The organism is Streptomyces sp. NPDC111516, from assembly GCF_055635345.1.
This window is the reverse complement of sequence record NZ_JBVKBV010000003.1, coordinates 114,502-141,398: the sequence shown is the minus strand read 5'-3', so window position 1 is coordinate 141,398 and position 26,897 is coordinate 114,502. Positions and strand designations below refer to the sequence as shown.

The window sequence follows — 26,897 nt, the reverse complement described above, 5'->3', positions numbered from 1 at the left end:
CCGCTCGGTGATGAGACTCATGAGACCCGGCGAAGGATGTGCTGATTCCTGGGGCAATTTCGGGGCCACGGGTGGTTCGGGACATGGGTCGGCGCGCCACCCGGTGCGACGCCGCCGGAGCGGAGGCAGGTGTGCGCGGTGCGGGTTTCATCACTTCGGGGAACGGTGTCGAGGTTTCGCCTGTCCAGATCCCGGACGGGTGTCATCATGCACGCATCTTGTATCTATGCTGTGTACATGCCTGCCGCGCCCCCAGCCGTGAAGCCCCGTGTGAAGTCAGCCGTGAAGTCCACCGAGAAGTCTTCCGTCAAGCAGCCCCCCGCCGCCGAGCGCGTCTACGCCCATATCAAGGAAGCCGTCCTGGAGCGCCGCTACGAGGGCGGCACGCTTCTCACCGAGGGTGATCTCGCAGAGGCCGTCGGAGTCTCCCGTACGCCCGTGCGCGAGGCACTGCTGCGGCTGGAGGTCGAGGGGCTGATCAAGCTGTATCCGAAGAAGGGGGCTCTCGTGCTCGCCGTCTCCGCCCAGGAGATCGCGGACGTGGTGGAGACCCGGCTGCTGGTCGAGGAGTTCGCGGCCCGCAAGGCCGTGCCCGCCTCCGCGCAGCTGATCGGGCGGCTCGAAGAGCTTCTCGAAGAGCAGCGGCAGCTGGCGGAGGCCGGGGATCTGGCCGCCGTGTCCGTGAAGGACCGCTGCTTCCACGCCGAGATCGTGCGCAACGCGGGCAACGAAATCCTCTCGCGCCTCTACGACCAGCTGCGCGACCGGCAGTTGAGGATGGGCGTGGCCGTGATGGAGGCGCACCCGGACAGGATCGCCGCGAACATCACCGAGCACGGTGAGCTGCTGGAGGCCATCAGGTCCGGTGACGCGGACAGTGCCGCGCAGGTCGTACGCCGCCATGTCAGCCGGGTCAAGGTGCTGGTCCGGGGTGAGGACCGGTGAGTTCCGCCGCCGCTCCCACCCTGTCCCTGCCCGGCGATCCACCCGGCGGCCGGCGTGCCGTGTGGGTCTGGGGCATCGGCGTCGCCGTCTACTTCGTCGCCATCATCTTCCGCACCAGCCTGGGGGTCGCCGGACTCGACGCCGCCGACCGGTTCCACGTCAACGCCTCCGCGCTCTCCACGTTCTCCATCCTCCAGCTGCTCGTCTACGCGGGCATGCAGATACCCGTCGGCCTGATGGTCGACCGGCTCGGCACCAAGAAGGTCCTCACCCTCGGGGCCGTCCTGTTCACCCTGGGGCAGCTGGGCTTTGCGCTCTCCCCCTCGTACGGCATGGCGCTGGCGTCCAGGGCGCTGCTCGGCTGCGGCGACGCGATGACGTTCATCAGCGTGCTGCGGCTCGGCGCCCGCTGGTTCCCGGCCCGGCGCGGTCCGCTGATCGGGCAGGTCGCCGCGCTCTTCGGGATGGCGGGCAACCTCGTCTCGACGCTCTTCATCGCACGGGCCCTGCACGGATTCGGCTGGACCACCACCTTCGTCGGCAGCTCCGCCGCCGGGGTTCTCGTCCTCGTACTCCTTCTGCTGTTCCTGAAGGACCACCCCGAGGGCCACGAGCCGCCACCCGCCGAGCACGCGGGCGCCGCCTACGTACGCCGGCAGATCGCCGCCGCCTGGCGGGAGCCCGGCACCCGGCTCGGTATGTGGGTGCACTTCACCACGCAGTTCCCGGCCATGGTGTTCCTGCTGCTGTGGGGGCTGCCGTTCCTGGTGGAGGCGCAGGGGCTGAGCCGGTCCACCGCCGGTGAGCTGCTCACCCTGGTGGTGCTCTCCAACATGGCGTTCGGGCTGGTCTACGGGCAGATCATCGCCCGCCACCACGCGGCCCGCGCGCCGCTGGCCCTCGGGACGACCACGGTCACGGCGCTGCTCTGGGCGTCGACCATCTTCTACCCGGGCGACCACGCACCGATGTGGCTGCTGATCGTCCTGTGCGTGGTGCTCGGCGCGTGCGGTCCCGCCTCGATGATCGGCTTCGACTTCGCGCGGCCCGCCAACCCGCCGGAGCGCCAGGGCACCGCGTCGGGCATCGTCAACATGGGCGGCTTCATCGCCTCCATGACCACGCTGTTCGCCGTCGGCGTGCTGCTGGACGCCACCGGGGACAACTACCGGATCGCTTTCGCCTCGGTCTTCGCACTTGAGGCACTCGGCGTCGTACAGATCCTGCGGCTGCACTCCCGGGCCACGCACCGCGAGCGGGACCACCATGTGATCAGCCGCGTGGAGGCCGTGCACGTACCCGCATGACGCGCCCGTCGCGCCGGATCGGCGGCGGGGCCGTCCTCGCACGACGGGCGCCGCCGATCACGGGGGCGCGGCGCCGGGGCGCTACGGCCGCAGAGCCTCGGAGCCTCGCGGCCTTACGGCGTCACGGCGAAGTTCTGCAGGATCGCCGCCGCCAGGTCCGGGTCGCCCTCGATCTTGATCCGGTCCGCGACCGCGGCCGCGCGCACCCGCCCGCAGGCGAGCCGGTAGTACGTCTCCCAGTCCATCGCCAGCGTCACCGCGGGCCCGAGCGACGGCGAACCGTCCACCGAACCGCGGCCCTCCGCATCGACCCTGACCGTGCGCAGGAACTCCAGTGCTCCGTGCACATCGAGCACGACCGCCGAATTGGCCGGTGCGCCCGCGTCCTTGGCTACCACCTTCGGCAGCGCGGCGAGCAGGGTGTCCCGGACGACGGTGGCGCCGGGGGAGTCCAGATTGCCGGGCTGCCCCAGCGTCGCCCGCAGATCCTGCTCATGTACCCAGACGTCGAAGACCCGCATCCGCAGCGCCAGCTCGAGGGTCTGCTCGGCACCGAGCGGCGCGCGGACCATGGTCTCGGGGTCACGTGACTCGTTGCGCAGCTGACGTGCGCGGCGAATGATCGTGTACTCCAGCTCGGAGGTCATCTCCGGCGCGGTGTGGTGGCGCCGTACATCGACCTGCATCTCCATGTAGCGGGCGAAGTCGTTCTGCACGTGGTACAGATCGCGCGGCAGCGTGTGGATCGGGCGTGGGTCGCCGAGCTGTTCGCACTCCATGCCGATGATGTGCGAGACGATGTCGCGCACCGACCAGGCGGGGCACGGCGTACGGCGGTTCCACTCTCCTTCGGCGAGCGGCTTCACCAGCTCGGCTATCGACTCGATGGAGTGGGTCCAGGCATCGGCGTAGGTCTGGAGGCTGGGATGGACGGTCACGGGACCCCTCGTGCGGTTCTGCGGTGCATGGGCTGGAGTGCTTGGGCGCGGGCGGCGGACTGCGTGGGAGGTTCGATCGCTAAGTTACGCTGCGAGCAGGCACCCCGGCAGTGCTTTCGTGTGACGATCGTAGGCCCGTGTTGACGGCTCGAATGCCAGGACGGTGGTAGTGTGCGCGCCTCCCTCATCCAGATCGCAGTAGACCCGGACGAATCGGTCAATTTCCGTAGGCAGCGCGCGGCTTCGCTGATCGCGGACCAGCGCGGTGCGGATCTGGTGGTTCTACCAGAGCTCTGGCCGGTCGGCGCGTTCGCGTACACCGCCTTCGCCGACGAGGCCGAACCGCTCCAGGGGCCCACTCACGACATCATGGCCAAGGCCGCTGCCGACGCCGGGGTCTGGCTGCACGCGGGCTCCTTCGTCGAGCGCGCGGCCGACGGCACCCTCTACAACACCGCGCTCGTCTTCACGCCCGAGGGCGAGCGGGCCGCCGCGTACCGCAAGGTCCACCGCTTCGGCTTCGACAAAGGCGAGGCGGTCATGATGGGGGCCGGGGAGGACCTCGTCACGGTCGCCCTGCCGCAGACCACCCTGGGCCTCGCCACCTGTTACGACCTGCGCTTCCCGGAAATGTTCCGCGGCCTGGTCGACGCGGGCGCCGAGACGCTGATCGTCGCGGCGGGCTGGCCCGAGCGGCGCCGCGCCCACTGGACGCTGCTGGCCCGGGCCCGCGCTGTCGAGAACCAGTCGTACGTCCTGGCCGTCGGCACCGCGGGCACCCACGCCGGAATCCAGCAGGCCGGACACAGCACCGTCATCGATCCGTGGGGCGAGGTGCTCGCGGAGGCGGGTGCCGACGAGGAGGTGCTGAGCGTGGAGTTCGACCCGGCGAAGGTCGCCGCCACGCGCGAGCAGTTCCCGGCGCTCAAGGACCGGCGGCTGGGACTGGCCCCGCCCGAGACGGGCGAGTAGTCACGTTTCACGTGAAACCGGGTGTCATGTCATCGCCGGCCCACCCGCCGGTCGTTCCGTCCTCAATCTCCCCCATAGCCTTAAGAGGAGCTCACAAAATGGGCGCCCGGCTCGCGACGCCTGGCACGCACGCTCGCTGCGTTGCCGAAATGCCCTAGTAGCTCCTTCCCCAAGCTCTCAGCTTCGTTCGAGCAGGGGAGACCCCATCCGAGGACCTTCCGACGCCTTGCGATCGCACGCACCAGACGCCGCGAGCTGATCGGACTCCCATTTTGTGAGCTCCTCCAAGAGCATGGGGGGACTCCTCGACGGGCTTGATTTCGAGCTCGTCAGTTCTCGTGCTCCTTGTCGGCGAGCACGATGACGCACACCGATACGGCGATCAGCAGCGCCATGTCGGCGTCCTCGCGTACGACGTCGATGCCGTACGTGTCCCGGACGGTCAGCCACCGCCGCGAGATCTGGGCCAGCAGCTCCCCGTCGTAGTCGATGGCGAACTCGCGGTCCAGGATCTTTCCGCTGACATCGAGCTCGGTGCCGTCCACCAGCGTGACCCGGTAGTGGTTGCGCAGCAGCGACAGCCGCTTGCGCTTGACCTTGGCGAGTTGCTCGCCATCGCGCTCGATGAGCATCGTGTCGCGCAGGCTGAGCAGCTTCTGCCGGATCTCGACCAGGATCCGGCCCTGCGCGTCCTTCAGCTCGAAGGTGTCACGCACCCGCAGGGCCTTGCCGTCGACGAGGAAGACCTTGCGGCCGTCCGCGTCCTCGATCCAGTAGTCGTCACCGACGGCGAAGAGGCGTTCACGCACCAGGAATCTCATGGCTCACAGGTTCCCCCAAGACCGTCCGGAATACATGGACCCTCCGCCCTCGCTGACCTGCGAGGACACATTGTGATCCTGGATTTTTGAAAATAGACAACAGCGCACCGAACTTGTGGTCACACTGAGTGTGTGCACCAAGACACGATCTGCGACCTCTACCTCCGCCTGTCTCTCGATCGGGACGGCAAGACTGCGATCGAGCGGCAGGAAGCCGACTGCCGCGCCTGGGGCGAACGCAACGGACTGACTGTCCGCAAGGTCCACATAGACAGAGGGCGCTCCGGCTACAAGACCGTTGAGCGCAAGGGCTTCGACGCCGCGCTTGCGGCAGTCACCGCCGGTGTTGTCGGCACACTGATCGTCTGGAAACTGGACCGCCTGTCCCGCAAGGGCATCGGCCAGGTGGGCAAGGTGCTGGCCGACATCGAGAAGGCCGGCGGCCGTCTCGTCTCAGTCGTGGATGGTCTCGACACGTCGAACGACTCAGCGCGCGTGGTCGTCGCGATGCTCGCTGAGCTCGCCAGGTCCGAGTCGAAGAATCTCGGCACGCGCGTCGGCCACGCCAAGCGCTACTTGCGCAGCAAGGGCCAGTGGATCGGCGGGCAGCCTCCGTACGGGCTGCTCATCGACCCGAAGACGAAGAAGCTTGTCCACGACCCGGAGTACGTCGTCTACGCCCGTCTGATCGCGGATGAAGCGCTTGCAGGGACATCGTTGGTCAAGATCGCCCGACTCCTCAACGAGTACGAGATCCTGTCGCCCAGGGGCGGGCAGTGGAACGCAGCCAGCATCATGCAGCTCCTGCGCTCCCCGGCGTTCGCCGGCCTGATGCCGGAGACCGAGACCGTCGAGACGGACGACGGTGAGCGGAAGTACACGGGCAGGGTCTTTCCGTACCGCGATCCCCAAACGCTCGACACAGTCGGGATCGGCGAGGGGATCATCACGGTCGGAGAGCGTGAGCAGATCATCCGCACCCTGGAATCCAGAACATTCGGGCACGCAGGAAAGCGGCGGCCGAAGCCCGAGGGGACGGCGCTGCTCACCGGACTCGTCCACTGCGCGGTTCCTGGCTGCGGGCGCCGGATGCACCGTGTGGGCGGCAGCTACCAGTGCATGGCTCGCCGTGCGGGCAATCAGTGCATCGGAGCGTCGGCGCTGGCTGAGGCGGTCGACCAATACGTGACGGAACAGTTCCTCACCAAGCTCCCGGCGCTCGAACCGGACGATCCGCTGCTTGTCGCGATCGTTGATCGCTGGGTGCACCGTGTGGATCCTGAGACCTTTGTGAAACGTGATGCCCTCACTGCGGAGATCCAGGACGAGGAAGCTCGCCTGGCTGATCTGGAGGACGCACGCTACGTGCGTGGTGAGTTCAATGGCGCTGCAGCCGTGGAGCGCTACAACCGGCTTTCAGCGCGCCTGAGGGGGCGAATCGACGGCCTCCGCGGCGATCTCCACAGGCTTCCGATGCCGACCGTGGATGTGTGTCCGATACTCGATGGCGTCACCCTGCGAGAGACGTGGGCGGATGCGACGAACGAAGACAGGCGTGAACGGCTTTCGCTCGCCATAGACCGCGTTGAGGTGAGCAAGGGGGTGCGCGGGCAGAGGATCATCCCCGAGCAGCGAATCCAGATCCATTGGGCGAAGCCGGCGGGTACCGACACCGCGGCGTGAGCCCACGGCCACGGGCGTGCCTGAACCCGGACCGCCAATGGACCTCCGAGCCGCACCGCGCGGCGCCCGCCCGCTCAAGGTCTGTGCCCGTTCGCAGGTACCCGGGCAGCGCGGCTTGCACGCGCACGTGCCCGAAGGCGTTCAGAGCCGGCTCGATGAACTGACGGTTGAAGCTCGGGCCAGGGGCGTGGACGGCCGCCCTGACCAGTGCGTCGAAGGACTCCTCGGAAACCGTCGTGCCGTGTCGGCAGGCTCGCGCAGTGCCGCACGGACGCGGTGCACCCAGGTCCGCCGATCGCCGGGCTCCGACTCGGGAACGACGTCGAGCGAGAGGGCACGGACGACGTCCGCCAGGCACTCGGCGAACGCCTCCTGCCGGTCCTCCATACGTCTCGGCAACGCCATGAATCCCTGTGCCGCCTCCGCCACCCCGTCGGCCGTCGTTTTGTTCCCGTCCACAGCCAACCGTTGCTCCTGCACTGGCGCACGTGCGTGATTCGCCGTTCATACCAGGATGGCAAGCTTGAAGCATGAACGATGCCGTCTCGGCGCACACCCCCGCGCCCCGCCGAAATGCCCGTGTCCGTGCCCCTGAGCTGATCGGCAATGGCGGCTGGCTGAACACCGGAGGCAAGGAACTCACCCTCGCCGACCTGCGAGGTAAGTGCGTTGTTGTTGATTTTTGGACCTTCTGCTGCGTGAACTGTCTGCATGTTCTCGATGAGCTGCGCGAGCTGGAGGAGAAGCACCGCGACACCGTCGTGATCATCGGTGTGCACTCGCCGAAGTTCGTCCACGAGGCCGAGCACCAGGCAGTCGTCGACGCCGTCGAGCGGTACGAGGTCCACCACCCGGTCCTCGACGACCCTGAGCTGGCGACCTGGAAGCAGTACGCGGTACGCGCCTGGCCCACGCTCGTCGTCATCGACCCCGAGGGTTACATCGTCGCTCAGCACGCGGGCGAGGGACATGCGCACGCCATCGAGAAGCTGGTCGAGGAGCTGGAGGCCGAGCACGGGGCGAAGGGCACGCTGCGCCGTGGCGACGGCCCCTATGTCGCGCCCGAGCCGGTCGCCACGCATCTGCGCTTCCCCGGCAAGGCCCTGCTCCTGCCCGACGGCGGTTTCCTGGTCTCCGACACCACCCGGCACCGCCTGGTCGAGATCGAACGTGACGGCGAAACGGTCCGCCGTCACGTCGGAACGGGCGACAGGGGATTCGCCGACGGCGGGCCCGACGAGGCCCGGTTCTCCGAGCCTCAGGGACTCGCCGTGCTGCCCGACGGCCGGATCGCGGTCGCCGACACGGTCAATCACGCCGTCCGCGCCCTCGACCTCACCACCGGGATCACGACGACCCTCGCCGGCACCGGCCGCCAGTGGTGGCAGGGTTCACCGACGGCCGGCCCGGCCCGCGAGGTAGACCTCTCCTCCCCCTGGGACGTCGCCTGGTTCGCGGACCGGCTGTGGATCGCCATGGCGGGCGTGCACCAGCTGTGGACGTACGACCCCGGGACGGGGACCGTGCGGGTCGCGGCGGGCACGACCAACGAGGGCCTGGTCGACGGGCCGGCCGACGAGGCCTGGTTCGCCCAGCCGTCCGGCCTCGCCACGTCGGCCGACGGGGAGCGGCTGTGGGTCGCCGACTCGGAGACGTCCGCCCTGCGGTACGTCGAGCGGGAGGGCACCGGGTTCGTCGTCCGTACCGCCGTCGGCACCGGACTCTTCGACTTCGGACACCGCGACGGCGGAGCGGAGCAGGCGCTGTTCCAGCACCCGCTGGGCGTGACGGCGCTGCCCGACGGGTCCGTCGCCGTCTGCGACACGTACAACCACGCGCTGCGGCGCTACGACCCCGTGAGCGGCGAGGTCACCACCCTGGCCACGGATCTGCGCGAGCCCAGCGACGCGGTGCTGGTCGACGGCGATCTCGTCGTCGTCGAGTCCGCGCGGCACCGGCTGACCCGGCTGCGGCTCCCGGAGGAGGCCGTACGGGTCGCCGACCGGGCGCACCGCACACAGCGCGCGGCGACCGAGATCGCACCGGGCACACTGCGGCTCGATGTGGTCTTCCAGGCGCCCGCCGGGCAGAAGCTGGACACCCGGTACGGTCCCTCGACCCGCTTGCTGGTCTCGGCGACCCCGCCCGAGCTGCTGGCGGAGGGCTCCGGTCCGGGAACCGATCTCTTCCGCGACCTGGTCCTGGCCGACGGCGTCACCGAGGGGGTCCTGCACGTGTCCGCGATGGCGGCGTCCTGCGACGACGACCCTGCGAACGAGTACCCGGCCTGCCACGTCCACCAACAGGACTGGGGCGTCCCCGTCCGCGTGACCACGGAGGGAACGCCCCGGCTGCCGCTGGTGCTGGCAGGGATGGACGAGTGGGCCTGACGGCGCGCGGAGCCCCGGATACGGGGGCCTTCTGCGCCGGGTGCGGTGTGTGCGGCGGGGTAGGGGCCGCATCCCGCGGGGCTCGTCGTACGGCCCGGCTCAGCGGGTCAGGAGGTGCCCGCCTGCTTCATGGAGCTCACCGCTTCGGCGACCGTGCTCCGGTACAGGCCGAGCTTCGGGTCGCGCACCTTCACATCGGGGCCGAGCTCGAAGTTCTGCGTGTCCGCGTTGGGCATGTGGTCGCCGTCGGCGAGCACGTTCATCTCGTTGATCCAGGTCAGACCGTTCGCACCGCTCGGGTTGAGGTCGATCACCGCGATGGCGGCCGTCTTCGGCTTGACCGGGTAGGCCGGTGCGCCGCCCAGGCCGCCGGGAACCGCCGGCCGGACGTCCCCGCTGTGGTCCGAGGCCTTCGCGGCGCCCAGGCTGACCCGCGGGAAGTAGCTCAGGCCGCAGGAGTTCGCGCCGGTGTTGTTGACCTCGATCACCTGCTGGGTGGCCGAACCCTCGCGGGGGTACACGCGCACCGACAGGTCCCCGCTCTCGCACGGGTGCTTGTAGGCGTAGCTGTCGCTGGTGTTGCCGCCCGTCCCGGTGCTGCCGTTGGACGTGCCGGTCTTCGAGGTGCCCGTCTTGGTGGCTCCGGTGTTCTGCGCGGCACCGCCGTTCTTCGCGGTGCTCGCGGTCGTCGCGTCGGTGGCGGGCTGGGAGGCGTCCGCCGAAGCGGCGGCCGCTGCGGCGTCGTTCGCCGGGCCGGCGGACTTCGTACCGGAGTCGTCCCCGCCGCAGGCGGTGAGGGCCAGTGCGAGCACGGCGGTGGTCGCGGCGGCGAGGACGGTGGTGCGGTTGCGGAGCGTACTCATGGAATTTCCCCCGAGTGTGACGGTGCGGCGGACGCCTGGTCATTGGCGAGCGCCCCTGACCTGCTGACATGCATGACTCTGGGGTGCGTCGCTCATGTTCTGCTGACGTCCCACTGACGTCCCGCTGATGTCCGGGACCGGCGCTCTGACGTCACGGCACGGGCGTCAGGCTCTCAGCCGTCTTCGGTGAGCCGCCGGACCGCCTCTTCGTACCGTTTGCGGTACTCCGTCCGTGCCGTGACGCGGAGCAGTGCTTCGAGGGCCCGGACCGCGCCCTCGTCGTAACCGGCGGCTTCCGCCTCCCCGGCCGCCAGGTCCAGCAGCCGGATGCCGTCGTCCTCCTCGCCGAGTGCCAGCCGGGCCTCGCCGCTGACGGTCAGCAGCAGCACCCGGCGTGCGGCCTCCTCGTGCTCGGGCCCGAGGTCGAGCGCCGTCCGGGCGGAGTGCAGGGCGTCCTGCGGGCGGTTGGCGGTGAGCTGCATCCGGGCGAGGTGCTGCAGGGCGAGCATCTCGGTGCGCGCGTCGGATTCCTCGCGGGCCAGGCCGACGGCGCGTTCGCAGCCCTCCAGCGCCATGTCGAGCCCGCCCTGTTCGGCCTGGACGATGGCCAGGTTGATCAGCGCGGTCGCTTCACCGAGCCGGTCTCCGGCCTGCCGGGCAAGAGCGGGCGAGCGCTCCAGCAGGGCGATGGCCTCAGCGTTCCTGCCCTCCTCGGTCAGCACCCAGCCCAGCAGATTGAGCACCCGCGATTCGGCGTACGGATCGTTCTCGGTGCGGGCGGAGTCCAGCGCCAGTTCCAGCAGCGGGGCCCAGCCGTCCCGGACCCGCCACACCACCTGCGGCCACTGGAGCAGAATGATCCGCCAGGCCCGGTCGTCGAGCCCGGCGGTCCGGGCCGCGACGGCGGCCAGGGCCAGATCGTCGCGTTCGGCGGCCAGCCAGCTCATCGCCGCCGCCCGGTCGGTGAAGTCCCTGACGGCGGAGGGGCGGTGGTAGCCGTCCGGCAGGACGAAGCAGGGCTCACCGCCGGGTTCGGCCGTGTCGGCGGCGGCGAGCGCGGTGGCTATGTAGTGGTCGAGGACGCAGAGGAGGGCCTCGGGTCCGGACGCGGGGTCCAGGCCGCGGGCGTAGAGGCGGACCAGATCGTGCAGCACCCAGCGCCCGGGTGCCCTCTCGGTGACGAGGTGGGCGGTGGCGAGCCGTTCCAGCGCCGCGGCGGCGGTGACCGGGTCCGTGCCGGCGAGTGCGGCGGCGGTGTGCGGGTCGAAGTGGCTGCCGGGGTGGTGGCCGAGCCGGCTGAACTGGTGGACGGCGTCCGGCGGTAGCTGCTGCACGGTCAGCCGCAGCGCGGCCGAGACACCGGTGTCGTCCACGTCGAGGTACGTCAGGCGGCTGTGTTCGTCGGCCAGTTCGTCGGCCAGCCCGGCCAGTGTCCGCTGCGGACGTCCAGCCAGCCGGGCCGCGGTGACGCGCAGGGCGAGCGGCAGTCCGCCGCAGAGCCCGGCGAGCCGGCGGGCCGCCACGGGTTCGGCGAGGACCCGTTCCTCGCCGAGCACACCGGCCAGCAGGGCCGTGCCGTCGTGCGGTTCGAGTATGTCGAGCGGGACGGGGCGGGCCGCGTCCGAGGCGATGAGTCCTTCCAGCCGGTGCCGGCTGGTGACCAGCGTGACGCAGTCGGTGCCGCCCGGCAGCAGGGGCCTGACGGTGGCGGAGTCACGGGCGTTGTCGAGGACGACGAGCAGCCGGCGCCGGTCGGTCAGGGACCGGAAGAGCGCGGCCGCGGCGCGCACGGACTCGGGGACGCGGCGTGGTGCGACACCGAGCGCCAGCAGGAACTCGCGCAGGACCTCGATGAGCGCCGGCTCTCCGGTGTCGCTGAACCCGCGCAGATCGGCGAAGAGCCGTCCGTCCGGGAAGGCGGCGGGGTTGCGGTGCGCCCACTGCAGGGCCAGCGCGGTCTTTCCCACGCCGGCCGGTCCGGTGACCAGACAGACGGGGGCCTCGCCCGCCGCGGCCCGGGTGAGCGCGGCCAGTTCGGGGACCCGACCGTGGAAGCCGCGAGGCGCGCGGGGCAGCAGATCGGTGGGGTGCGGCTCGCCGACGAGGGGCGGTGGAGCCAGGGGACGGGGCGAAAGCGGCGGGCCGGGCGTGCTGTCCGTACGGGCTCCGGCCCCTGCCCTGATCGTGCTTTTCCCGGTACCGCTGCTCAAGTCCCCCGAGCCGTCGGCCGGTTCGGCGCGGTCCTCCGGCCCTGGCTCGCCGCGCAGGATCAGCGCGTACGCGTCGGCGAGTTCGTGTCCCGGGTCGATCCCCAGCTCATCGGCGAGCAGCCGCCGCGTGCGGTGGAACCAGTCCAGTGCCTCCGACTGACGCCCCGCCCGGTACAGCGCCGTCATCAGCGCCGCCGCCAGCGACTCCCGCATCGGATGGGCGACCGCTTCCGCCCGCAGCACCGACGCCGCCCGGCTGTGCTCCCCCAGCGCCGCATAGGCGCAGGCCAGTTGCTCGACCGCGGCCAGCCGCGACTCCTCCAGGGAGTGTGCGGCGGCCTGGAGCGGCGGGCCGGCGAACGCACCGGTGAGCGCCGGGCCCTGCCACAGGGACAGGGCCTCCTTGAGCATCAGCACGGCGTCGGCGGGGCTGCGCTGCTCCCGCGCCAGGACCAGCAGCTCCTCGAACCGCTGCGAGTCCAGCAGGGTCTCCGGCACCCGCAGCACATACGCGTCGCCGAGCGTGATCAGTTCCACCCCGTACGCCTCCGCGTCCGCGCCCACCAGGAGGGCGCGGAGCCGCGACACATGTCCCTGGATGACGCTGCGGGCATGCAGCGGCGGCTCGTCGTCCCACAGGGAGTCCGCCAACCGGCTGACGGATACGGGTGTGTTGGCGGACAGCAGCAACGCGGCCAGCAGGCTGCGGCGTTTGGCCGGGCCGAGCGGCAGCGGCCCGGTGCGCGTGTCCACGGAGACGGTGCCGAGCAGCCGGAACTCCACGTACGGGTTCCCTTCCGGGCGAGGTGCACCCGAGGTGGGGGCACGGGCAATGACCCAGGATATCGGGGGTGCCGTGGAGCCGGTGAAGGGTTGCCGCCCGGTCGGCGCGGCCGGAGGGCTCAGCCCGCCAGGAACGCCGCCACCGCGTTGGCCAGCAGGTACGGGTCGTCCGCGCCGCACAGTTCACGGGCGCTGTGCATCGACAGGATCGCGACGCCGATGTCCACGGTCTGGATGCCGTGCCGGGCTGCGGTGATCGGGCCGATCGTGGTGCCGCACGGCATCGAGTTGTTGGAGACGAACGTCTGCCACGGCACGTCCGCCTTCCGGCACGCCTCCGCGAACACGGCCCGGCCGCTGCCGTCGGTCGCGTACCGCATGTTGACGTTGACCTTGAGGATCGGTCCGCCGTTGACCACCGGGTGGTGGGTCGGGTCGTGGCGCTCGGCGTAGTTGGGGTGGATCGCGTGGCCGGTGTCGGAGGAGAGACAGACGGTCCCGGCGAAGGCCCGGGCGCGGTCCTCGTACGTGCCGCCGCGGGCGAAGACGGAACGCTCCAGGACCGTGCCGAGCAGCGGTCCGTCGGCGCCGGTGTCGGACTGGGAGCCGTTCTCCTCGTGGTCGAAGGCGGCCATGACCGGGATGTACGGAAGCTCGGAGTCCGGCTGCCCGGCGACGGCGGCGAGCGCGGCGGTCGCCGCGTGCACGGAGAGCAGGTTGTCCATCCGGGGCCCGGCCAGCAGCTCGCGGTCCCGGCCCAGGTAGGCGGGCGGCTCGACGGGGTGCGGCATCAGGTCCCAGCCGGTCACGTCCGCGGCGTCGACCCCCGCCTCCTCGGCGACGAACCGGATCAGGTCGCCCTCCTCGACGTCCCCGAGCCCCCAGATCGGCTGCATGTGCTTCTGCCGGTCGAGCTTCAGACCGTCGGTGTTGGACGACCGGTCCAGATGCACGGCCAGCTGCGGTACGCGCAGGAGCGGCCGGTCGATGTTCACCAGCCTGTGCGTGCCTCCCCCAGAGCCTCCGGCCTGGGAGGTGCCCCCTCGCAGCGAGATGCGGCCGGCGAGCCCGAGGTCACGGTCGAGCCAGGTGTTGAGGAGCGTCCCGCCGTAGATCTCCACGGCGACCTGCCGCCAGCCGTACGCCCCGGTGTCGGGCAGCGGCTTCACCCGCAGATTCGGCGAGTCGGTGTGCGCTCCGACGATCCGGTACGGGGTGTGCGCCGTGGCGCCCTCCGGCACGTACCAGGCGACGATCGCACCGCCGCGCAGGACGTACTTCCCGCCGCTGGTGCCGTCCCAGGCCGCGGTCTCCTCGACCTGGCGGAATCCGGCCTTCTCCAGCCGCTCGGCCGCGGTGGCCACGGCGTGGTACGGGGAGGGGGAGGCCATCAGGAAGGCCATCAGGTCGTCGGTGTGACCGCGGTCGAAGCGGAGGGAGGAACTCATGTTCTTCACTGTAACGAGGCCGGACGGGGAGGTTTCACCGTCGTTCGCGGGCGGTGCCGCGGGGCGCCCCGCGGAGGCCGGGGCGCGTGCGGGGAGGCGGGGCCTACAGCTGGTCGATGGCGGTCAGGTCGATATCGATGTCGTACGGGTCGGAGAGCTTCAGGCGGTCGTGGTGGACGCCGGTGGAGACGTACTTCTTGTTGACCGGGTCCAGCGCGTAGGTCCAGACCACGGGCCGGTCGTTCCCGGCCATCTCGACGAGCCAGAAGTTCGGGATGCCCGCCCCCGCGTACTTGTGCGGCTTGGTGTCGCGGTCCCGGGCCTCGGAGTCGGGCGAGACGACCTCCACGGCGAGCAGGACGTCGGCGGCGTCGTAGCGCGTCTGCCGCTGGTTCACCGCACCTTCTTCCCGCACCACAACCAGGTCGGGTTCCGGGGCGTTCCGCTTGCCGAGCACGATGGCCATCTCCCGGCGCACGCGCAGATCGGCGGGTACGTGCCTGCGCAGGCCCTGCTCCAGCAGATACATCGCCAGCGTGTGGAACTTTTGCTGCGGACTGACGAAAACCAGGCTCCCGTCGATCAGCTCTGTGTGTGGCGGGAGGTCAAGCGTGAAGAAATCGTCCACGGTGTAGCCGTCCTCGGGCGGGACCGGCCACTTGGATGTCTCGCGCCGCGGCTGCGACGCCTGGGGCAGGGCCTCGGCGGTCACGGTTCCTCCCATGGACGGGATTCTCGGCCGTGCGCTCAGCGTACCCAGCTGATACGACAGCACCGCCACCCGACGCATGTCCGGGTGGCGGTGCGGGTTGACGATCGTGAGCGGGGCCGGAGGCTAGTGCCCCTCCCGGCAAGCTTTGCCCCGTCGCGCCGCCCAGCACGCACGCTCGCCGCGTTGGCCAAAAGCCCTGGTAGCTCCGCTACAAGGACTTCCGGCCGCCTTGCGATCGCACGCACCGGACGACGCTCCTTACGGGGCAAACATTGCCGGTCACGGCACTAGAACGCCGCCTCGTCCAGCTCCATCAGCGAGTTGTCGACGGACTCGGCGAGCGCGCGCTCGGTGGAGACGCCCGGCAGGACGTTCGCGGCGAAGAACTTCGCGGCGGCGATCTTGCCCCGGTAGAAGGCGACATCCTTCGCGGCGGCGGTCGGCAGCTTCTCGGCCGCCACGGCCGCGCCCTTGAGCAGCAGGTAGCCGACGACGACATCGCCGGAGGCCATCAACAGGCGGGTGGTGTTGAGGCCGACCTTGTAGATGTTCTTGACGTCCTCGCCGGTCGCGGTCAGGTCGGTGATCATCGTGCCGACGATCGCCTCCAGGTCCACGGCCGCCTTGGCGAGCGAGTCCAGCGCACCGGACAGCTCCTCGTTGCCCTGGGCGCCCGCGAGGAACTTCTTGATCTCCTCGGAGAGCGCGTTGAGCGAGGCGCCCTGGTCGCGGACGATCTTCCGGAAGAAGAAGTCCTGGCCCTGGATCGCCGTCGTGCCCTCGTACAGCGTGTCGATCTTGGCGTCACGGATGTACTGCTCGATCGGGTACTCCTGGAGATACCCGGAGCCGCCGAACGTCTGGAGCGACTGCGCCAGCTGCTCGTACGACTTCTCGGAGCCGTAGCCCTTCACGATCGGGAGCAGCAGGTCGTTGAGGCCGTGCAGCGCCTTGGCGTCCTCGCCCGCCGCCTCCTTCTCCTGGATCGCGTCCTGGACGGAGGCGGTGTACAGCACGAGGGAGCGCATGCCCTCCGCGTACGCCTTCTGCGTCATGAGGGAGCGGCGCACGTCGGGGTGGTGCGTGATGGTGACCTTGGGGGCGGTCTTGTCCATGAACTGCGACAGGTCGGTGCCCTGGACGCGCTCCTTGGCGTATTCCAGCGCGTTCAGGTAGCCGGTCGACAGGGTCGCGATGGCCTTCGTGCCGACCATCATGCGGGCGAACTCGATGATGCGGAACATCTGGCGGATGCCGTCGTGCTTGTCACCGATCAGCCAGCCCTTGGCGGGGTGCCGGTCGCCGAACGTCATCTCGCAGGTGTTGGACGCCTTGAGGCCCATCTTGTGCTCGACGTTCGTCGCGTACACGCCGTTGCGCTCGCCCAGCTCGCCGGTGGTCCAGTCGAAGTGGAACTTCGGGACCATGAAGAGCGAGAGGCCCTTGGTGCCGGGGCCGGCGCCCTCGGGGCGGGCCAGCACGTAGTGGATGATGTTCTCGGACATGTCGTGCTCGCCCGAGGTGATGAAGCGCTTCACACCCTCGATGTGCCAAGAGCCGTCCTCCTGCTCGACGGCCTTCGTGCGGCCCGCGCCGACGTCCGAACCGGCGTCCGGCTCGGTCAGCACCATCGTCGAGCCCCACTGCCTCTCGACGGCGATCTCGGCGATCTTCTTCTGCGCCTCGTTGCCCTCGTCGAAGAGGATGCCGGCGAACGCCGGGCCGGAGGAGTACATCCAGATGGCCGGGTTCGAGCCGAGCAGCAGCTCCGCGTAGCCCCAGATCAGGGAGCGCGGGGAGGTGGTGCCACCGATCTCCTCGGGCAGGCCCAGACGCCAGTACTCGGAGTCCATGAACGCCTGGTACGACCTCTTGAAGGTCTCCGGGACCGGTGCGGTGTTGGTCTCCGGGTCGAAGACCGGCGGGTTGCGGTCGGCGTCGGCGAAGGAGTCGGCCAGCTCGTTCTCCGCGAGGCGGGCGATCTCGTCGAGGATGCTCTTCGCCGTCTCGACGTCCATCTCGGCGAACGGGCCGGTGCCGTACGTCTTGTCGCGCCCGAGGACCCCGAAGAGGTTGAACTCGATGTCGCGGAGATTCGACTTGTAGTGCCCCATGGGAAGGCTCCGTAATCAATAGCAGTGGCGCACAGCGCCCCGGGAAGGGGTATGGGCCGGGCGGGCGACGAGCTGGTGGTGCGTATATCAGCTGACCTCTCCGATGATGCTACCCGTCAGTAATAAGACGCAACCCCTCAAGGGCCTGATGTGTCCGATTACTCTTTGCGGCATGTACGGCTACGACCAGAACCCCGGCGCACAGCAGCAGATGGGTGGCGGCTACGGCGAGCAGCCGCTGTATCCCGAGCCCTCGCCGCCGTCCCTGGGGGACGCGGTACGGGCCTTCACGACCGGCTCGCTGTCCGCCGAGGACTTCCAGCAGATCTTCGCGACGTCGAAGGTCTACTGCCCGCGCGGCGACAACCCCGGATTCCTCGCGCTGCACAACACCCAGCAGCCGGTGATCCCGATGTTCACCACGCTCAAGGAGCTTCGGCTGTACGCGGGCAAGGAGTCCAAGTACTTCGTGATCACCGGGGCCGAGGTGATCGACCTGCTGCCGACCGGCTACGGCTTCGTCCTCGACATGGAGGGCGAGCACCGCATGGTCTTCGACGCCAAGGCCGTGGAGCAGATGGTCGACTTCGCGATGCGCCGTATGTACGGCTGACGTCCGGTTCTTCGTTCGAGAAGGGGCCCGTACCGCCAGGTACGGGCCCCTTCTCGTCGTGGTGGCCGGGGTGCGGGAATGGATGCCGCCTTGCAGGATGTTCACCATTCAACTAAATTGAACTCAGGACAATCCCGGAGGTGGCTCCCATGCCCGCAGTGACCGTCGAAAACCCGCTGACCCTGCCCAAGGTCGCCGCCTCGGGCGACGCCACGGCCCGTCCCGTGCTCGCCGTCACCACGGCGCCGAGCGGATTCGAGGGCGAGGGCTTCCCGGTTCGCCGCGCGTTCGCCGGGATCAACTACAAGTACCTCGACCCGTTCATCATGATGGACCAGATGGGCGAGGTGGAGTATCAGCCCGGGGAGCCGAAAGGGACCCCGTGGCACCCCCACCGCGGCTTCGAGACCGTCACCTACATCATCGACGGCACCTTCGACCACCAGGACTCCAACGGCGGTGGCGGCACCATCACCAATGGCGACACCCAGTGGATGACGGCCGGGTCCGGCCTCCTCCACATCGAGGCCCCGCCGGAGTCCCTCGTGATGTCGGGCGGTCTCTTCCACGGCCTCCAGCTCTGGGTGAACCTGCCCAAGGCCGACAAGATGATGGACCCCCGCTATCAGGACATCCGCGGCGGCCAGGTCCAGCTCCTGTCCTCCCCGGACGGCGGCGCGCTGCTCCGCGTCATCGCCGGTGAGCTCGACGGGCACGAGGGCCCCGGCATCACGCACACCCCGATCACGATGATCCACGCCACCGTCCGTCCCGGCGCCGAAATGACCCTGCCCTGGCGCGAGGACTTCAACGGACTCGCGTACGTCCTCGCCGGGCGCGGCACCGTCGGCGCGGAGCACCGCCCCGTCCACATGGGGCAGACCGCGGTCTTCGGCGCCGGTTCCTCGCTGACCGTCCGCGCGGACGAGAAGCAGGACGGCAACACCCCGGACCTGGAGGTCGTCCTGCTCGGCGGCCGTCCGATCCGCGAGCCGATGGCGCACTACGGGCCGTTCGTGATGAACAGCCAGGCCGAACTGAAGCAGGCCTTCGAGGACTTCCAGGCCGGCCGACTCGGTACGGTGCCCGCCGTGCACGGGATGTGACATCTGCCGCCGACGTGTGACGATCCACACACGTACGGCGGTGCAAGCGGATTATCGCCCCGCGCCGTGATCGGGTGGGAGGGTGCAGACCCCCAAACCCCTCCTGCCCGACGGCGCGCGACGTACGGCCGCCTGGTGCGGTGTTGTTCTCCTCGTCACCGGGGTCGCCGCGGTTGCCGTCTGGCTGTGCGTCATCTTCAAGACCGCGGTCACGCCCGTGCTGCTCGCGCTGCTCGGTACGGCGCTGCTCGGACCGGTCCACCGCCGGCTGACCGCCCGCGGAATGAACCGTTCGCTGGCCGCGGGGCTCACCTGCGCCCTGCTCGTCGCGGTGGTCGGCGGCGCCGGTTACATCGTCGTCACCGCGCTCGTCGACACCGGCGACCAGATCCTCCGCTCGCTGAAGGACGCCGGGCAGTGGGTCGTCGACCACTTCGGCATCAGCAGGCAGACCAATGTGAACGAGCTCGCCGCGAACGCCCAGAAAATCGTCCAGAAGTTCGGCGCGAGCGCCGCGGGCGGGCTCCTCTCCGGGATCAGCCTGATCGGCTCGCTGATCGCGACCAGCATCCTCGCCCTCCTGCTGACCTTCTTCTTCCTGCGCGATTCCGACAAGGCCGTGGGCCTCGCCCACTCGGTGGCCCCGCGCGGTACCGGGGACCTGGTCGAGGCCATGGGGCGGCGGGCCTTCGAAGCCGTGCAGGGCTTCATGCGCGGCACCACGTTCATCGCACTGATCGACGCGGTGTGCATCACCGTGGGCCTGCTGATCCTGAGGGTGCCGGGCGCGGTGGGGCTCGGTGCGCTGGTCCTCGTCGGCGCCTACATCCCCTACCTCGGGGCGTTCATCTCGGGCGCGGTCGCGGTGCTCGTCGCGCTCGCCGACCGGGGATTCGTGATCGCGCTCTGGGCACTGGGGGTCGTGCTCGCCGTACAGGTGCTGGAGGGCCACGTCCTGCAGCCGATGATTCAGAGCCGTACGGTCCAGATGCACCCGGCCACCATCATGATCGCGATCACCGCGGGCGCCAGCGTGGCGGGCCTGCTGGGCATGCTGCTCGCGGTGCCGGCCTGCGCGGCGGCCTTCGGCATCCTCGGCGAACTGCGCGGAGAGCGTCCCGGCCCGTCCGGCGTTCGGCCTTCCGGCCCGTCCGACGTCTGACGGGGCGGCCGGCCCCTTCCCGGACCACGGCGACCCGGGCCGGCCCGACCGTCGTTCGAGGACGGAACCGTTCACCCGGAGAGCCCGAGCCCGACGACCCGGCTCTCAGCCTCCCGCCTCCGACTCGTACAGCTCGAACCAGATCGACTTCCCCGACCCTCGCGGATCCACCCCCCACGCGTCGGCGAGCATCTCCATCAGCACCAGCCCCCGCCCGCTGGAGGCCATCTCCCCGGGCCGCCGCCTGTGCGGCAGCTCGTCGCTGGCGTCCGCCACTTCCACCCGCAGCCGCCGCTCGCCGAGCTCCCCCGTCGCGCGGGCGACCATCAGGGCGTCCCCGTCCGTGTGGACGAGGACATTGGTGGCCATCTCGGAGAACATCAGCACCGCCGCGTCGACCTGTTCCGGATCCGCCCAGTCGTGCAGCAGCTCCCGCAGCTGCTGCCGGGCCGCCGAGATCCGCTCCGGCTCGGCCTGCGCGATGGTCAGCGCGGTGCGCCGCAGCGCCGTATCCGTCGGCGTCCCCCCGTCGCGCCGCAGCAGCAGCACCGCGATGTCGTCCTCGCGGCGGTCCGCCAGCGGCCCCGTCGTGTAGTGCGACGTCGGCCCGTGCACGGCCTGGACGAGGGCGTCGGCGAGTTTCTCCAGATCGGCCGTTTCCCCTTCCAGGACCGGCCGCAGCCGGATCCAGCCGGTCCACATGTCATGGCCGCCGGTCTCGATCAGCCCGTCCGTGCAGAGCATGATCGTTTCTCCGGCCTCCAGGGTGAATCTGGTCGTCGGGTAGTCGGCGTCCGCCTCGACGCCGAGCGGCAGCCCGCCCTCGGTCCGGCGGATCAACGCGGTCCCGTCGGCGGTCATCACCACCGGTTCGGGGTGGCCGGCCCGGGCGATCTCCAGGGTGCCGGTCTCCGGGTCGGCCTCCGCGTACAGACAGGTCGCGAAGCGCGGCCCGGTCTCCGCCCCGTCCTCGTACGCGTCGGTGAGCCCGGACAGGAACCGGGACGCGCGGGAGAGCACCGCGTCCGGGCGGTGCCCTTCGGAGGCGTACGCGCGCAGGGCGATCCGCAGCTGCCCCATCAGACCCGCGGCGCGCACGTCGTGGCCCTGGACGTCGCCGATGACGAGGGCGATACGGCCGTTGGGGAGCGGGATCATGTCGTACCAGTCGCCCCCGACCTGGAGCCCGCCGCCGGTCGGGATGTAGCGGGCGGCGACCGTCATCCCCGGGACCCCGGGCCCGAGGGACGGCATCATCGAGCGCTGCAGCCCCAGCGACAGCTCCCGCTCGGTCTCGGCGACCCCGGCACGGGTCAGCGCCTGCGCGAGCATCCGGGCCACGGTCGTCAGCACGGAACGCTCCTCCGGCGAGAAGGACACCGGATGCCGGAACCCCGCCATCCAGGCGCCCATGGTCCGCCCGGCCACGATCAGTGGCAGAAAGGCCCAGGAGCGGCGTCCGAACCGGCCGGCGAGCGGCCAGGTGGCCGGGTAGCGGCGGCGGTACTCCTCGGGCGAGGGCAGATAGATCGCCTGCCCCGTCCGTATGACCTCGGCGGCCGGATAGTCGGTCTCCAGCGGCATGTCGTTGGACGGGCCCTCGTCGTCCATGTTCTGCCCGTGGTGCCCGATGACCGTCAGGTGGTCGCCCGCGATGCCGAAGACCGCCAGGCCGTCGGGCGAGAACCCCGGCATGGAGAGCGAGGCGGCGACCCGCAGCACCTCCGCGGTGGACCGGGCCTCGGCCAGCGCCCGGCCGGCGTCCAGCAGGAACGCCTCGCGGGAGCGGCGCCAGTCCCCGGTGATGCGGGTGTGCGCGCCGGTGGTGCCTGGCTGGGGCTCGGCGACCTCCTGAAGGGTGCCGACCAGCACGTAGTCCGTGCCGTCCGGCTGCACGGCCGGGAGCGGCTTGGAACGGCTGCGTACGGTACGCAGCACCCGGCCGTGTCCGTCCACGATCCGCAGCCGGGCCTCGGCGAGGGTGCGCTCGGCGACCGCGAGATTCACCACACCGTAGATCTCGTTCCAGTCGACCGGATGGAAGCGGGAACGCACCGCGGACTCGCGGAAGACACCGGCCGCGGCGGGCAGCTCGAGCAGCCGGGCCGCCTCCGCATCGAGCGTGACGGTCCCGGCCGCGTTGTCCCAGCGCCACAGACCGGTGGCGGTCGCGGCCAGGACGTCCTCGGTGCGCATTGCCCCACTTTAAGAAGATCTGCTCCGCGAACGCCACCGAGGACGGCGGTCCGGCCCCCTCCAGGTACGGTCCGCCGCCCGTCCGCCCGGTGCCGGATGATCTTGAAATGTCAATGTCAATGATTTGGTACGGGTGCGGGCGGTAGCCTGGGGAGGCTGAATCCACCCCGAACCGCGAAGACTGGATGAACGAGAATGCATCGGTACAGGTCCCACACCTGCGGCGAGCTCCGCGCCTCTGACGTCGGCACCGACGTCCGGCTGAGCGGCTGGCTGCACAATCGCCGAGACCTGGGCGGCATCCTCTTCATCGATCTGCGCGACCACTACGGTCTGGTGCAGCTCGTCGCCCGCCCCGGCACCCCCGGCAACGAGGCCCTGGCGAAGCTCACCAAGGAGACCGTCGTACGGATCGACGGCAAGGTCTCCGCGCGCGGCGCCGACAACGTGAACCCGGAGCTCCCGACCGGCGAGATCGAGATCGAGGTCACCGAGGTCGAGGTGCTGGGCGAGGCCGCCCCGCTGCCGTTCACGATCAACGCCGAAGACGGGGTCAACGAGGAGCGGCGCCTGGAGTACCGGTTCCTCGACCTGCGCCGCGAGCGCATGCACCGCAACATCATGCTGCGCTCGGCCGTCATCGCCTCCATCCGCGCCAAGATGGTGGCTCTCGGCTTCAACGAGCTGGCGACCCCGATCCTCACCGCGACCTCTCCCGAGGGCGCCCGCGACTTCGTCGTCCCGTCCCGCCTGAACCCGGGCAAGTTCTACGCCCTGCCGCAGGCCCCGCAGCAGTTCAAGCAGCTGCTGATGATCTCCGGCTTCGACCGCTACTTCCAGATCGCGCCGTGCTTCCGCGACGAGGACGCCCGCGCCGACCGTTCGCCCGGCGAGTTCTACCAGCTCGACGTCGAGCTCTCGTTCGTCGAGCAGGAAGACGTCTTCCAGCCGATCGAGAAGCTGATGACCGAGCTCTTCGAGGAGTTCGGCAACGGCCGCCACGTCACCTCGCCGTTCCCGCGCATCCCGTTCCGCGAGGCGATGCTGAAGTACGGCAACGACAAGCCGGACCTGCGCGCCCAGCTGGAACTGGTCGACATCTCCGACATCTTCGCCGACTCGGAGTTCAAGGCGTTCGCCGGCAAGCACGTCCGCGCCCTCCCGGTCCCGGACACCGCCGGCCAGTCCCGGAAGTTCTTCGACGGCCTCGGCGACTACGCCGTCCAGCACGGCGCCAAGGGCCTGGCCTGGGTCCGCGTCGGCGAGGACGGCGGCCTCACCGGCCCGATCGCCAAGTTCCTCACCGAGACCGACATCAAGACCCTCACCGAGCGTCTGTCCCTCGTCCCCGGCCACGCGGTCTTCTTCGGCGCGGGCGAGTTCGACGAGGTCTCGAAGATCATGTCCGCAGTCCGCGTCGAGGCCGCCAAGCGCGCCGGCCACTTCGAGGAGGGCGTCTTCCGGTTCTGCTGGGTCGTCGACTTCCCGATGTACGAGAAGGACGAGGACACCGGCAAGATCGACTTCTCCCACAACCCCTTCTCGATGCCCCAGGGCGGCATGAAGGACCTGGAGGAGAAGGACCCCCTCGACATCCTCGCCTGGCAGTACGACATCGTCTGCAACGGCATCGAGCTGTCCTCCGGCGCCATCCGTAACCACGAGCCCGACGTCATGCTCAAGGCGTTCGAGATCGCTGGCTACGACCGGGAGACCGTCGAGCACGAGTTCGCGGGCATGCTCCGCGCCTTCCGCCTCGGCGCCCCGCCGCACGGCGGCATCGCCCCGGGCGTCGACCGCATCGTGATGCTGCTGGCCGACGAGCCCAACATCCGCGAAACGATCGCCTTCCCGCTCAACGGCAACGCCCAGGACCTGATGATGGGCGCCCCGACGGAGCTGGACGAGTCCCGCCTGCGCGAGCTGAACATCCAGCTCCGCAAGCCGGCCGCGACGGCGAAGGACAAGACGGAGAAGTAGCCGCCCGTTATTTCTCCTGGATCCTCTTCTCCTGGTTCCACGTGAAACGTCCCCCGGCCGGGTTCGGTCGGGGGACGTTCGCTGTTACGCCGTGGTGGTACGGGAGTGACGCGACGACGGCCCCCCGAGCGTCACCATTCAGGCGGCGGCCAGTAGCTCGCACCAGACGAACTTTCCGGAATCGCCGGTGCTGCTGAGTGGATACCAGCCCCAGCCGTCCGTGCAGTTGCGGATCAGGTCGAGGCCGCGTCCGCTGTCGGCTTCCGCGGAAGGGTGGAGCGGCGGCGCGGGTGGCGTCGGGTCCGCGTCCCAGACGCCGATGCGCAGTACGCGGCCCGCCCAGCGCAGACGTAAGGCGGCCGGACCCTTGGTGTGGCGTACCGCGTTGCCCACCAGTTCGGTGGCGACGAGTTCGGCCGTCTCGGAGAGGGGGAGCAGGTCGTGCAGGGTGAGGATCAGACGCAGGGTCCGGCGGGAGACCGTGACCGCGCGGGCGTCGTGGGGGATGTAGAGCGTGTACTCCCAGGGGGCATCGGTGCTCACAGGCGAGTTCGGCATACGGGAACTCCGTTTGGTGCGTGAGTGGTTGTGGGGCGCGGCGGTTTGCGGGCGGTGGCATGTCGTACCCGTCATGGCAGGGCGGGGCGGTGCGCTTCCGGGGTCCCGGCGTTTCGCAGTGTGTGCGGCACGTCACTGAAGGTAGGGGTAAAGCTTTCCCCCAGTCAAGCGTGACTGTGATACTCATACGGTCAACTCGCCTGAATGGGAGGCAACATGCCCGGTAGGAGCGTCATCACGGCACGCCAGGAACGGTTGGGGGCTGAGCTGCGCAAGCTTCGGGAGCGGGCAGGTCTGACCGGTCGTGATGCCGCAAGGGCCATGGGCATGGCCGAGAGCAAGATGTCCAGCATGGAGGCGGGCAGGGTCGGTGTCAGTGCTGAACGCGTGCGCCACCTGGCCAACCAGTACGCGTGTGACGACGCCGCGCTGATCGATGCCCTGGCAGGCATGGCTGTCGAGCGCGTACGCGGATGGTGGGAGGAATACCGGGAACAGGTGCCCTCCGGGTACCTGGACCTGGCCGAGCTTGAGCACCATGCCACCTGGGTGAAGAACTTCGAGACCGTGCATGTGCCGGGGCTGTTGCAGACGGAGCAGCAGGTCCGGGCCATCTTTGCCGCGACGGTGCCGGCACTGTCCGAGGAGGAACTCGCGGTACGCATGCGGTTCCGGCTGAGGCGGCAGGAGGCTCTTGCCGAGGGGCGAATGGGCCATTACGAAGCGGTGATTCACGAAGCCGCTCTGCGGATCAGGGTCGCCGACAGCAAGGTCGCACGAGGTCAGCTTCTGCGCATCCTGGAGCAGTCCGAACTGCCGCATGTGACGGTGCGGGTCATTCCATTCGATCTGGACGGGTTCGCGGGAATGGGCGACCCGCTGGTGTACGCGGGTGGGCCAGTGCCGTCGCTCGATACCGTTCTCATGGACACCCCGCACGGCGGTGCATTGCTGGACGCGCAGGCACAGCTCTGCCGGTACCGCGAGGTCGTGCGCAAGCTGGAGACGGTCTCGTTGGGCGTCATAGAGTCGAGGGACTTCATTCGTCGCCTTGTGCGGAGCATGTGAAAGGTCCCGGCATGACAAAGGACGTCGTGTGGCAAAAGTCCTCGTTCTCCGGCGGGGGCGATTCGTCCAATTGCGTCGAACTGGCCCTCGGCGAAGGCCGCATACGGCTACGCGAGAGCGACGACCTGGGTACGGAGCTGGCGCTCACCCCGGAGCAACTGGCCCGGTTCTTTCGGGGTGTGAAGGGCGGGCGGCTCCGCGGGGCGTGACATCCGGCAGCATTCCAGACGCACACCCGCGCTGTTCTGCCAGCGGTGAACACCGGCCCGACCGGGCTCGACGACCACTACGGTCCAGTCTCATGACGACGGTCACAACGCGCACGGTCGAGTACCCGGCCGACGGCCTGACGATGATCGGGCACCTCGCGCTCCCGGCCGGTGTCGACCGCCGGCCCGCAGTCCTGGTCGGGCCCGAGGGGATGGGGCTCAGCGACGTCGAGCGCCGCCGAGCCGATGCCCTGGCTGAGCTGGGATACGTGGCATTGGCCTTTGACCTCCACGGCGGGCGCTATTTGGGCGACCCCGAGGAGATGCTGGCCCGTTGCATGCCGCTGCTCGCCGACCCCGACCGGATGCGGGGCATCGGCCACGCGGCGCTCGACGTGCTGCGCGCCGAACCGCGGGCCGACCCCGACCGGATCGCCGCCGTCGGCTACGGCACCGGGGGCGCAATCGGGCTGGAACTCGGGCGCGACGGCGTCAACCTGCGCGCGATCGGGACGGTCAACGCACTGACCACGGGCCGACCGGGCGAGGCGGCACGCATTCGCTGCCCGGTGTGGGCCGGGGTCGGGTCGCAAGACCCGATCATGCCGCCCGCGCAACGGGACGCGTTCACCGCCGAGATGCAGGCCGCGGGCATCGACTGGCGCCTCGTGGTCTACGGCGGAGCCCTGCACGCCTTCCACCACCCACCGGTCGACCACACCGTGCTCCCCGGCGTCGGCTACCACCCGCAGCACGCGCAGCGGGCCTGGCGCGACATCGTCGAGCTGCTTGCCGAGTGCCTGCCCGTAACGGAGTGAT

At 69.8% G+C, this 26,897-nt stretch carries 21 protein-coding genes; 12 read left to right on the top strand and 9 right to left on the bottom strand.

Features of this window, described 5'->3' with window-relative positions; translation table 11 throughout:
- Window positions 1–237 precede the first annotated feature (237 nt).
- Both ACZ7L9_RS08615 and ACZ7L9_RS08610 read left to right on the top strand, forming a co-directional pair.
- The gene (locus ACZ7L9_RS08615; protein ID WP_471413714.1) at window positions 238–945 is read left to right on the top strand and encodes a GntR family transcriptional regulator; all 708 of its coding nucleotides are present in this window, start codon (window positions 238–240) and stop codon (window positions 943–945) included.
- The gene (locus ACZ7L9_RS08610; protein ID WP_471413712.1) at window positions 942–2,252 is read left to right on the top strand and encodes an MFS transporter; all 1,311 of its coding nucleotides are present in this window, start codon (window positions 942–944) and stop codon (window positions 2,250–2,252) included. The genes ACZ7L9_RS08615 and ACZ7L9_RS08610 overlap by 4 nt, the downstream gene beginning before the upstream one ends.
- A 113-nt stretch (window positions 2,253–2,365) precedes the next feature.
- On the opposite strand, the gene ACZ7L9_RS08605 is transcribed toward ACZ7L9_RS08610, so the two are convergent.
- On the bottom strand, window positions 2,366–3,190 hold the full coding sequence (locus tag ACZ7L9_RS08605; protein WP_471413711.1) for a maleylpyruvate isomerase family mycothiol-dependent enzyme: 825 nt from the start codon (window positions 3,188–3,190) through the stop codon (window positions 2,366–2,368).
- 171 nt (window positions 3,191–3,361) lie between these two features.
- On the opposite strand from ACZ7L9_RS08605, the gene ACZ7L9_RS08600 reads away from it, so the two are divergent.
- A complete protein-coding gene (locus ACZ7L9_RS08600; RefSeq protein ID WP_471413709.1) occupies window positions 3,362–4,162 on the top strand; it encodes a carbon-nitrogen family hydrolase in 801 nt (266 codons plus the stop codon).
- A gap of 329 nt (window positions 4,163–4,491) precedes the next feature.
- Here ACZ7L9_RS08600 and ACZ7L9_RS08595 read toward each other — a convergent pair whose 3' ends face one another.
- Window positions 4,492–4,983, bottom strand: coding sequence for an LURP-one-related/scramblase family protein (locus ACZ7L9_RS08595; protein ID WP_471413707.1), 492 nt, complete (start codon window positions 4,981–4,983; stop codon window positions 4,492–4,494).
- Between the two features lie 132 nt (window positions 4,984–5,115).
- Here ACZ7L9_RS08595 and ACZ7L9_RS08590 point away from each other — a divergent pair, with 132 nt between their 5' ends.
- Both ACZ7L9_RS08590 and ACZ7L9_RS08585 read left to right on the top strand, forming a co-directional pair.
- On the top strand, window positions 5,116–6,666 hold the full coding sequence (locus ACZ7L9_RS08590; protein ID WP_471413705.1) for a recombinase family protein: 1,551 nt from the start codon (window positions 5,116–5,118) through the stop codon (window positions 6,664–6,666).
- A 530-nt stretch (window positions 6,667–7,196) separates the two neighbouring features.
- Window positions 7,197–9,056, top strand: a complete 1,860-nt coding sequence (locus ACZ7L9_RS08585) for an NHL domain-containing thioredoxin family protein (protein WP_471413704.1) — start codon at window positions 7,197–7,199, stop codon at window positions 9,054–9,056.
- A 107-nt stretch (window positions 9,057–9,163) separates the two neighbouring features.
- On the opposite strand, the gene ACZ7L9_RS08580 is transcribed toward ACZ7L9_RS08585, so the two are convergent.
- The 5 genes from ACZ7L9_RS08580 to ACZ7L9_RS08560 all read right to left on the bottom strand — a co-directional run bounded on the left by ACZ7L9_RS08580 (window position 9,164) and on the right by ACZ7L9_RS08560 (window position 17,186).
- Window positions 9,164–9,919, bottom strand: coding sequence for a DUF4232 domain-containing protein (locus ACZ7L9_RS08580; RefSeq protein WP_471413702.1), 756 nt, complete (start codon window positions 9,917–9,919; stop codon window positions 9,164–9,166).
- Window positions 9,920–10,092: 173 nt separating this feature from the next.
- Complete coding sequence (locus ACZ7L9_RS08575) at window positions 10,093–12,912, bottom strand: AfsR/SARP family transcriptional regulator (RefSeq protein ID WP_471413700.1); 2,820 nt, start codon at window positions 12,910–12,912, stop codon at window positions 10,093–10,095.
- Window positions 12,913–13,031: 119 nt separating this feature from the next.
- Complete coding sequence (locus ACZ7L9_RS08570) at window positions 13,032–14,360, bottom strand: M18 family aminopeptidase (RefSeq protein WP_471413698.1); 1,329 nt, start codon at window positions 14,358–14,360, stop codon at window positions 13,032–13,034.
- A gap of 103 nt (window positions 14,361–14,463) precedes the next feature.
- Window positions 14,464–15,084 (bottom strand): Uma2 family endonuclease, encoded by a 621-nt coding sequence (locus tag ACZ7L9_RS08565; protein ID WP_471413696.1) that lies wholly within the window; start codon window positions 15,082–15,084, stop codon window positions 14,464–14,466.
- A 275-nt stretch (window positions 15,085–15,359) separates the two neighbouring features.
- The gene (locus tag ACZ7L9_RS08560; protein WP_471413695.1) at window positions 15,360–17,186 is read right to left on the bottom strand and encodes an acyl-CoA dehydrogenase; all 1,827 of its coding nucleotides are present in this window, start codon (window positions 17,184–17,186) and stop codon (window positions 15,360–15,362) included.
- A gap of 172 nt (window positions 17,187–17,358) precedes the next feature.
- Between ACZ7L9_RS08560 and ACZ7L9_RS08555 the strand changes: the two genes are divergently transcribed.
- The 3 genes from ACZ7L9_RS08555 to ACZ7L9_RS08545 all read left to right on the top strand — a co-directional run bounded on the left by ACZ7L9_RS08555 (window position 17,359) and on the right by ACZ7L9_RS08545 (window position 20,067).
- A complete protein-coding gene (locus ACZ7L9_RS08555) occupies window positions 17,359–17,799 on the top strand; it encodes an SseB family protein (RefSeq protein ID WP_072487501.1) in 441 nt (146 codons plus the stop codon).
- A 149-nt stretch (window positions 17,800–17,948) separates the two neighbouring features.
- The gene (locus ACZ7L9_RS08550) at window positions 17,949–18,905 is read left to right on the top strand and encodes a pirin family protein (RefSeq protein WP_471413693.1); all 957 of its coding nucleotides are present in this window, start codon (window positions 17,949–17,951) and stop codon (window positions 18,903–18,905) included.
- An 82-nt stretch (window positions 18,906–18,987) separates the two neighbouring features.
- Entirely contained in the window at window positions 18,988–20,067 is a 1,080-nt protein-coding gene (locus ACZ7L9_RS08545) for an AI-2E family transporter (protein ID WP_471413692.1), read from the top strand.
- A 105-nt stretch (window positions 20,068–20,172) separates the two neighbouring features.
- On the opposite strand, the gene ACZ7L9_RS08540 is transcribed toward ACZ7L9_RS08545, so the two are convergent.
- Window positions 20,173–22,263 (bottom strand): ATP-binding SpoIIE family protein phosphatase, encoded by a 2,091-nt coding sequence (locus tag ACZ7L9_RS08540; protein ID WP_471413690.1) that lies wholly within the window; start codon window positions 22,261–22,263, stop codon window positions 20,173–20,175.
- Between the two features lie 195 nt (window positions 22,264–22,458).
- On the opposite strand from ACZ7L9_RS08540, the gene aspS reads away from it, so the two are divergent.
- Window positions 22,459–24,243 (top strand): aspartate--tRNA ligase, encoded by a 1,785-nt coding sequence (aspS, locus tag ACZ7L9_RS08535; protein WP_471413688.1) that lies wholly within the window; start codon window positions 22,459–22,461, stop codon window positions 24,241–24,243.
- 138 nt (window positions 24,244–24,381) lie between these two features.
- On the opposite strand, the gene ACZ7L9_RS08530 is transcribed toward aspS, so the two are convergent.
- The gene (locus ACZ7L9_RS08530) at window positions 24,382–24,801 is read right to left on the bottom strand and encodes an ATP-binding protein (RefSeq protein WP_471413686.1); all 420 of its coding nucleotides are present in this window, start codon (window positions 24,799–24,801) and stop codon (window positions 24,382–24,384) included.
- 204 nt (window positions 24,802–25,005) lie between these two features.
- On the opposite strand from ACZ7L9_RS08530, the gene ACZ7L9_RS08525 reads away from it, so the two are divergent.
- The 3 genes from ACZ7L9_RS08525 to ACZ7L9_RS08515 all read left to right on the top strand — a co-directional run bounded on the left by ACZ7L9_RS08525 (window position 25,006) and on the right by ACZ7L9_RS08515 (window position 26,896).
- The gene (locus tag ACZ7L9_RS08525; RefSeq protein WP_471413684.1) at window positions 25,006–25,869 is read left to right on the top strand and encodes a helix-turn-helix domain-containing protein; all 864 of its coding nucleotides are present in this window, start codon (window positions 25,006–25,008) and stop codon (window positions 25,867–25,869) included.
- Window positions 25,870–25,880: 11 nt separating this feature from the next.
- Entirely contained in the window at window positions 25,881–26,078 is a 198-nt protein-coding gene (locus tag ACZ7L9_RS08520; protein WP_471413682.1) for a DUF397 domain-containing protein, read from the top strand.
- A gap of 92 nt (window positions 26,079–26,170) precedes the next feature.
- Entirely contained in the window at window positions 26,171–26,896 is a 726-nt protein-coding gene (locus ACZ7L9_RS08515) for a dienelactone hydrolase family protein (RefSeq protein ID WP_471413680.1), read from the top strand.
- Window position 26,897 lies beyond the last annotated feature (1 nt).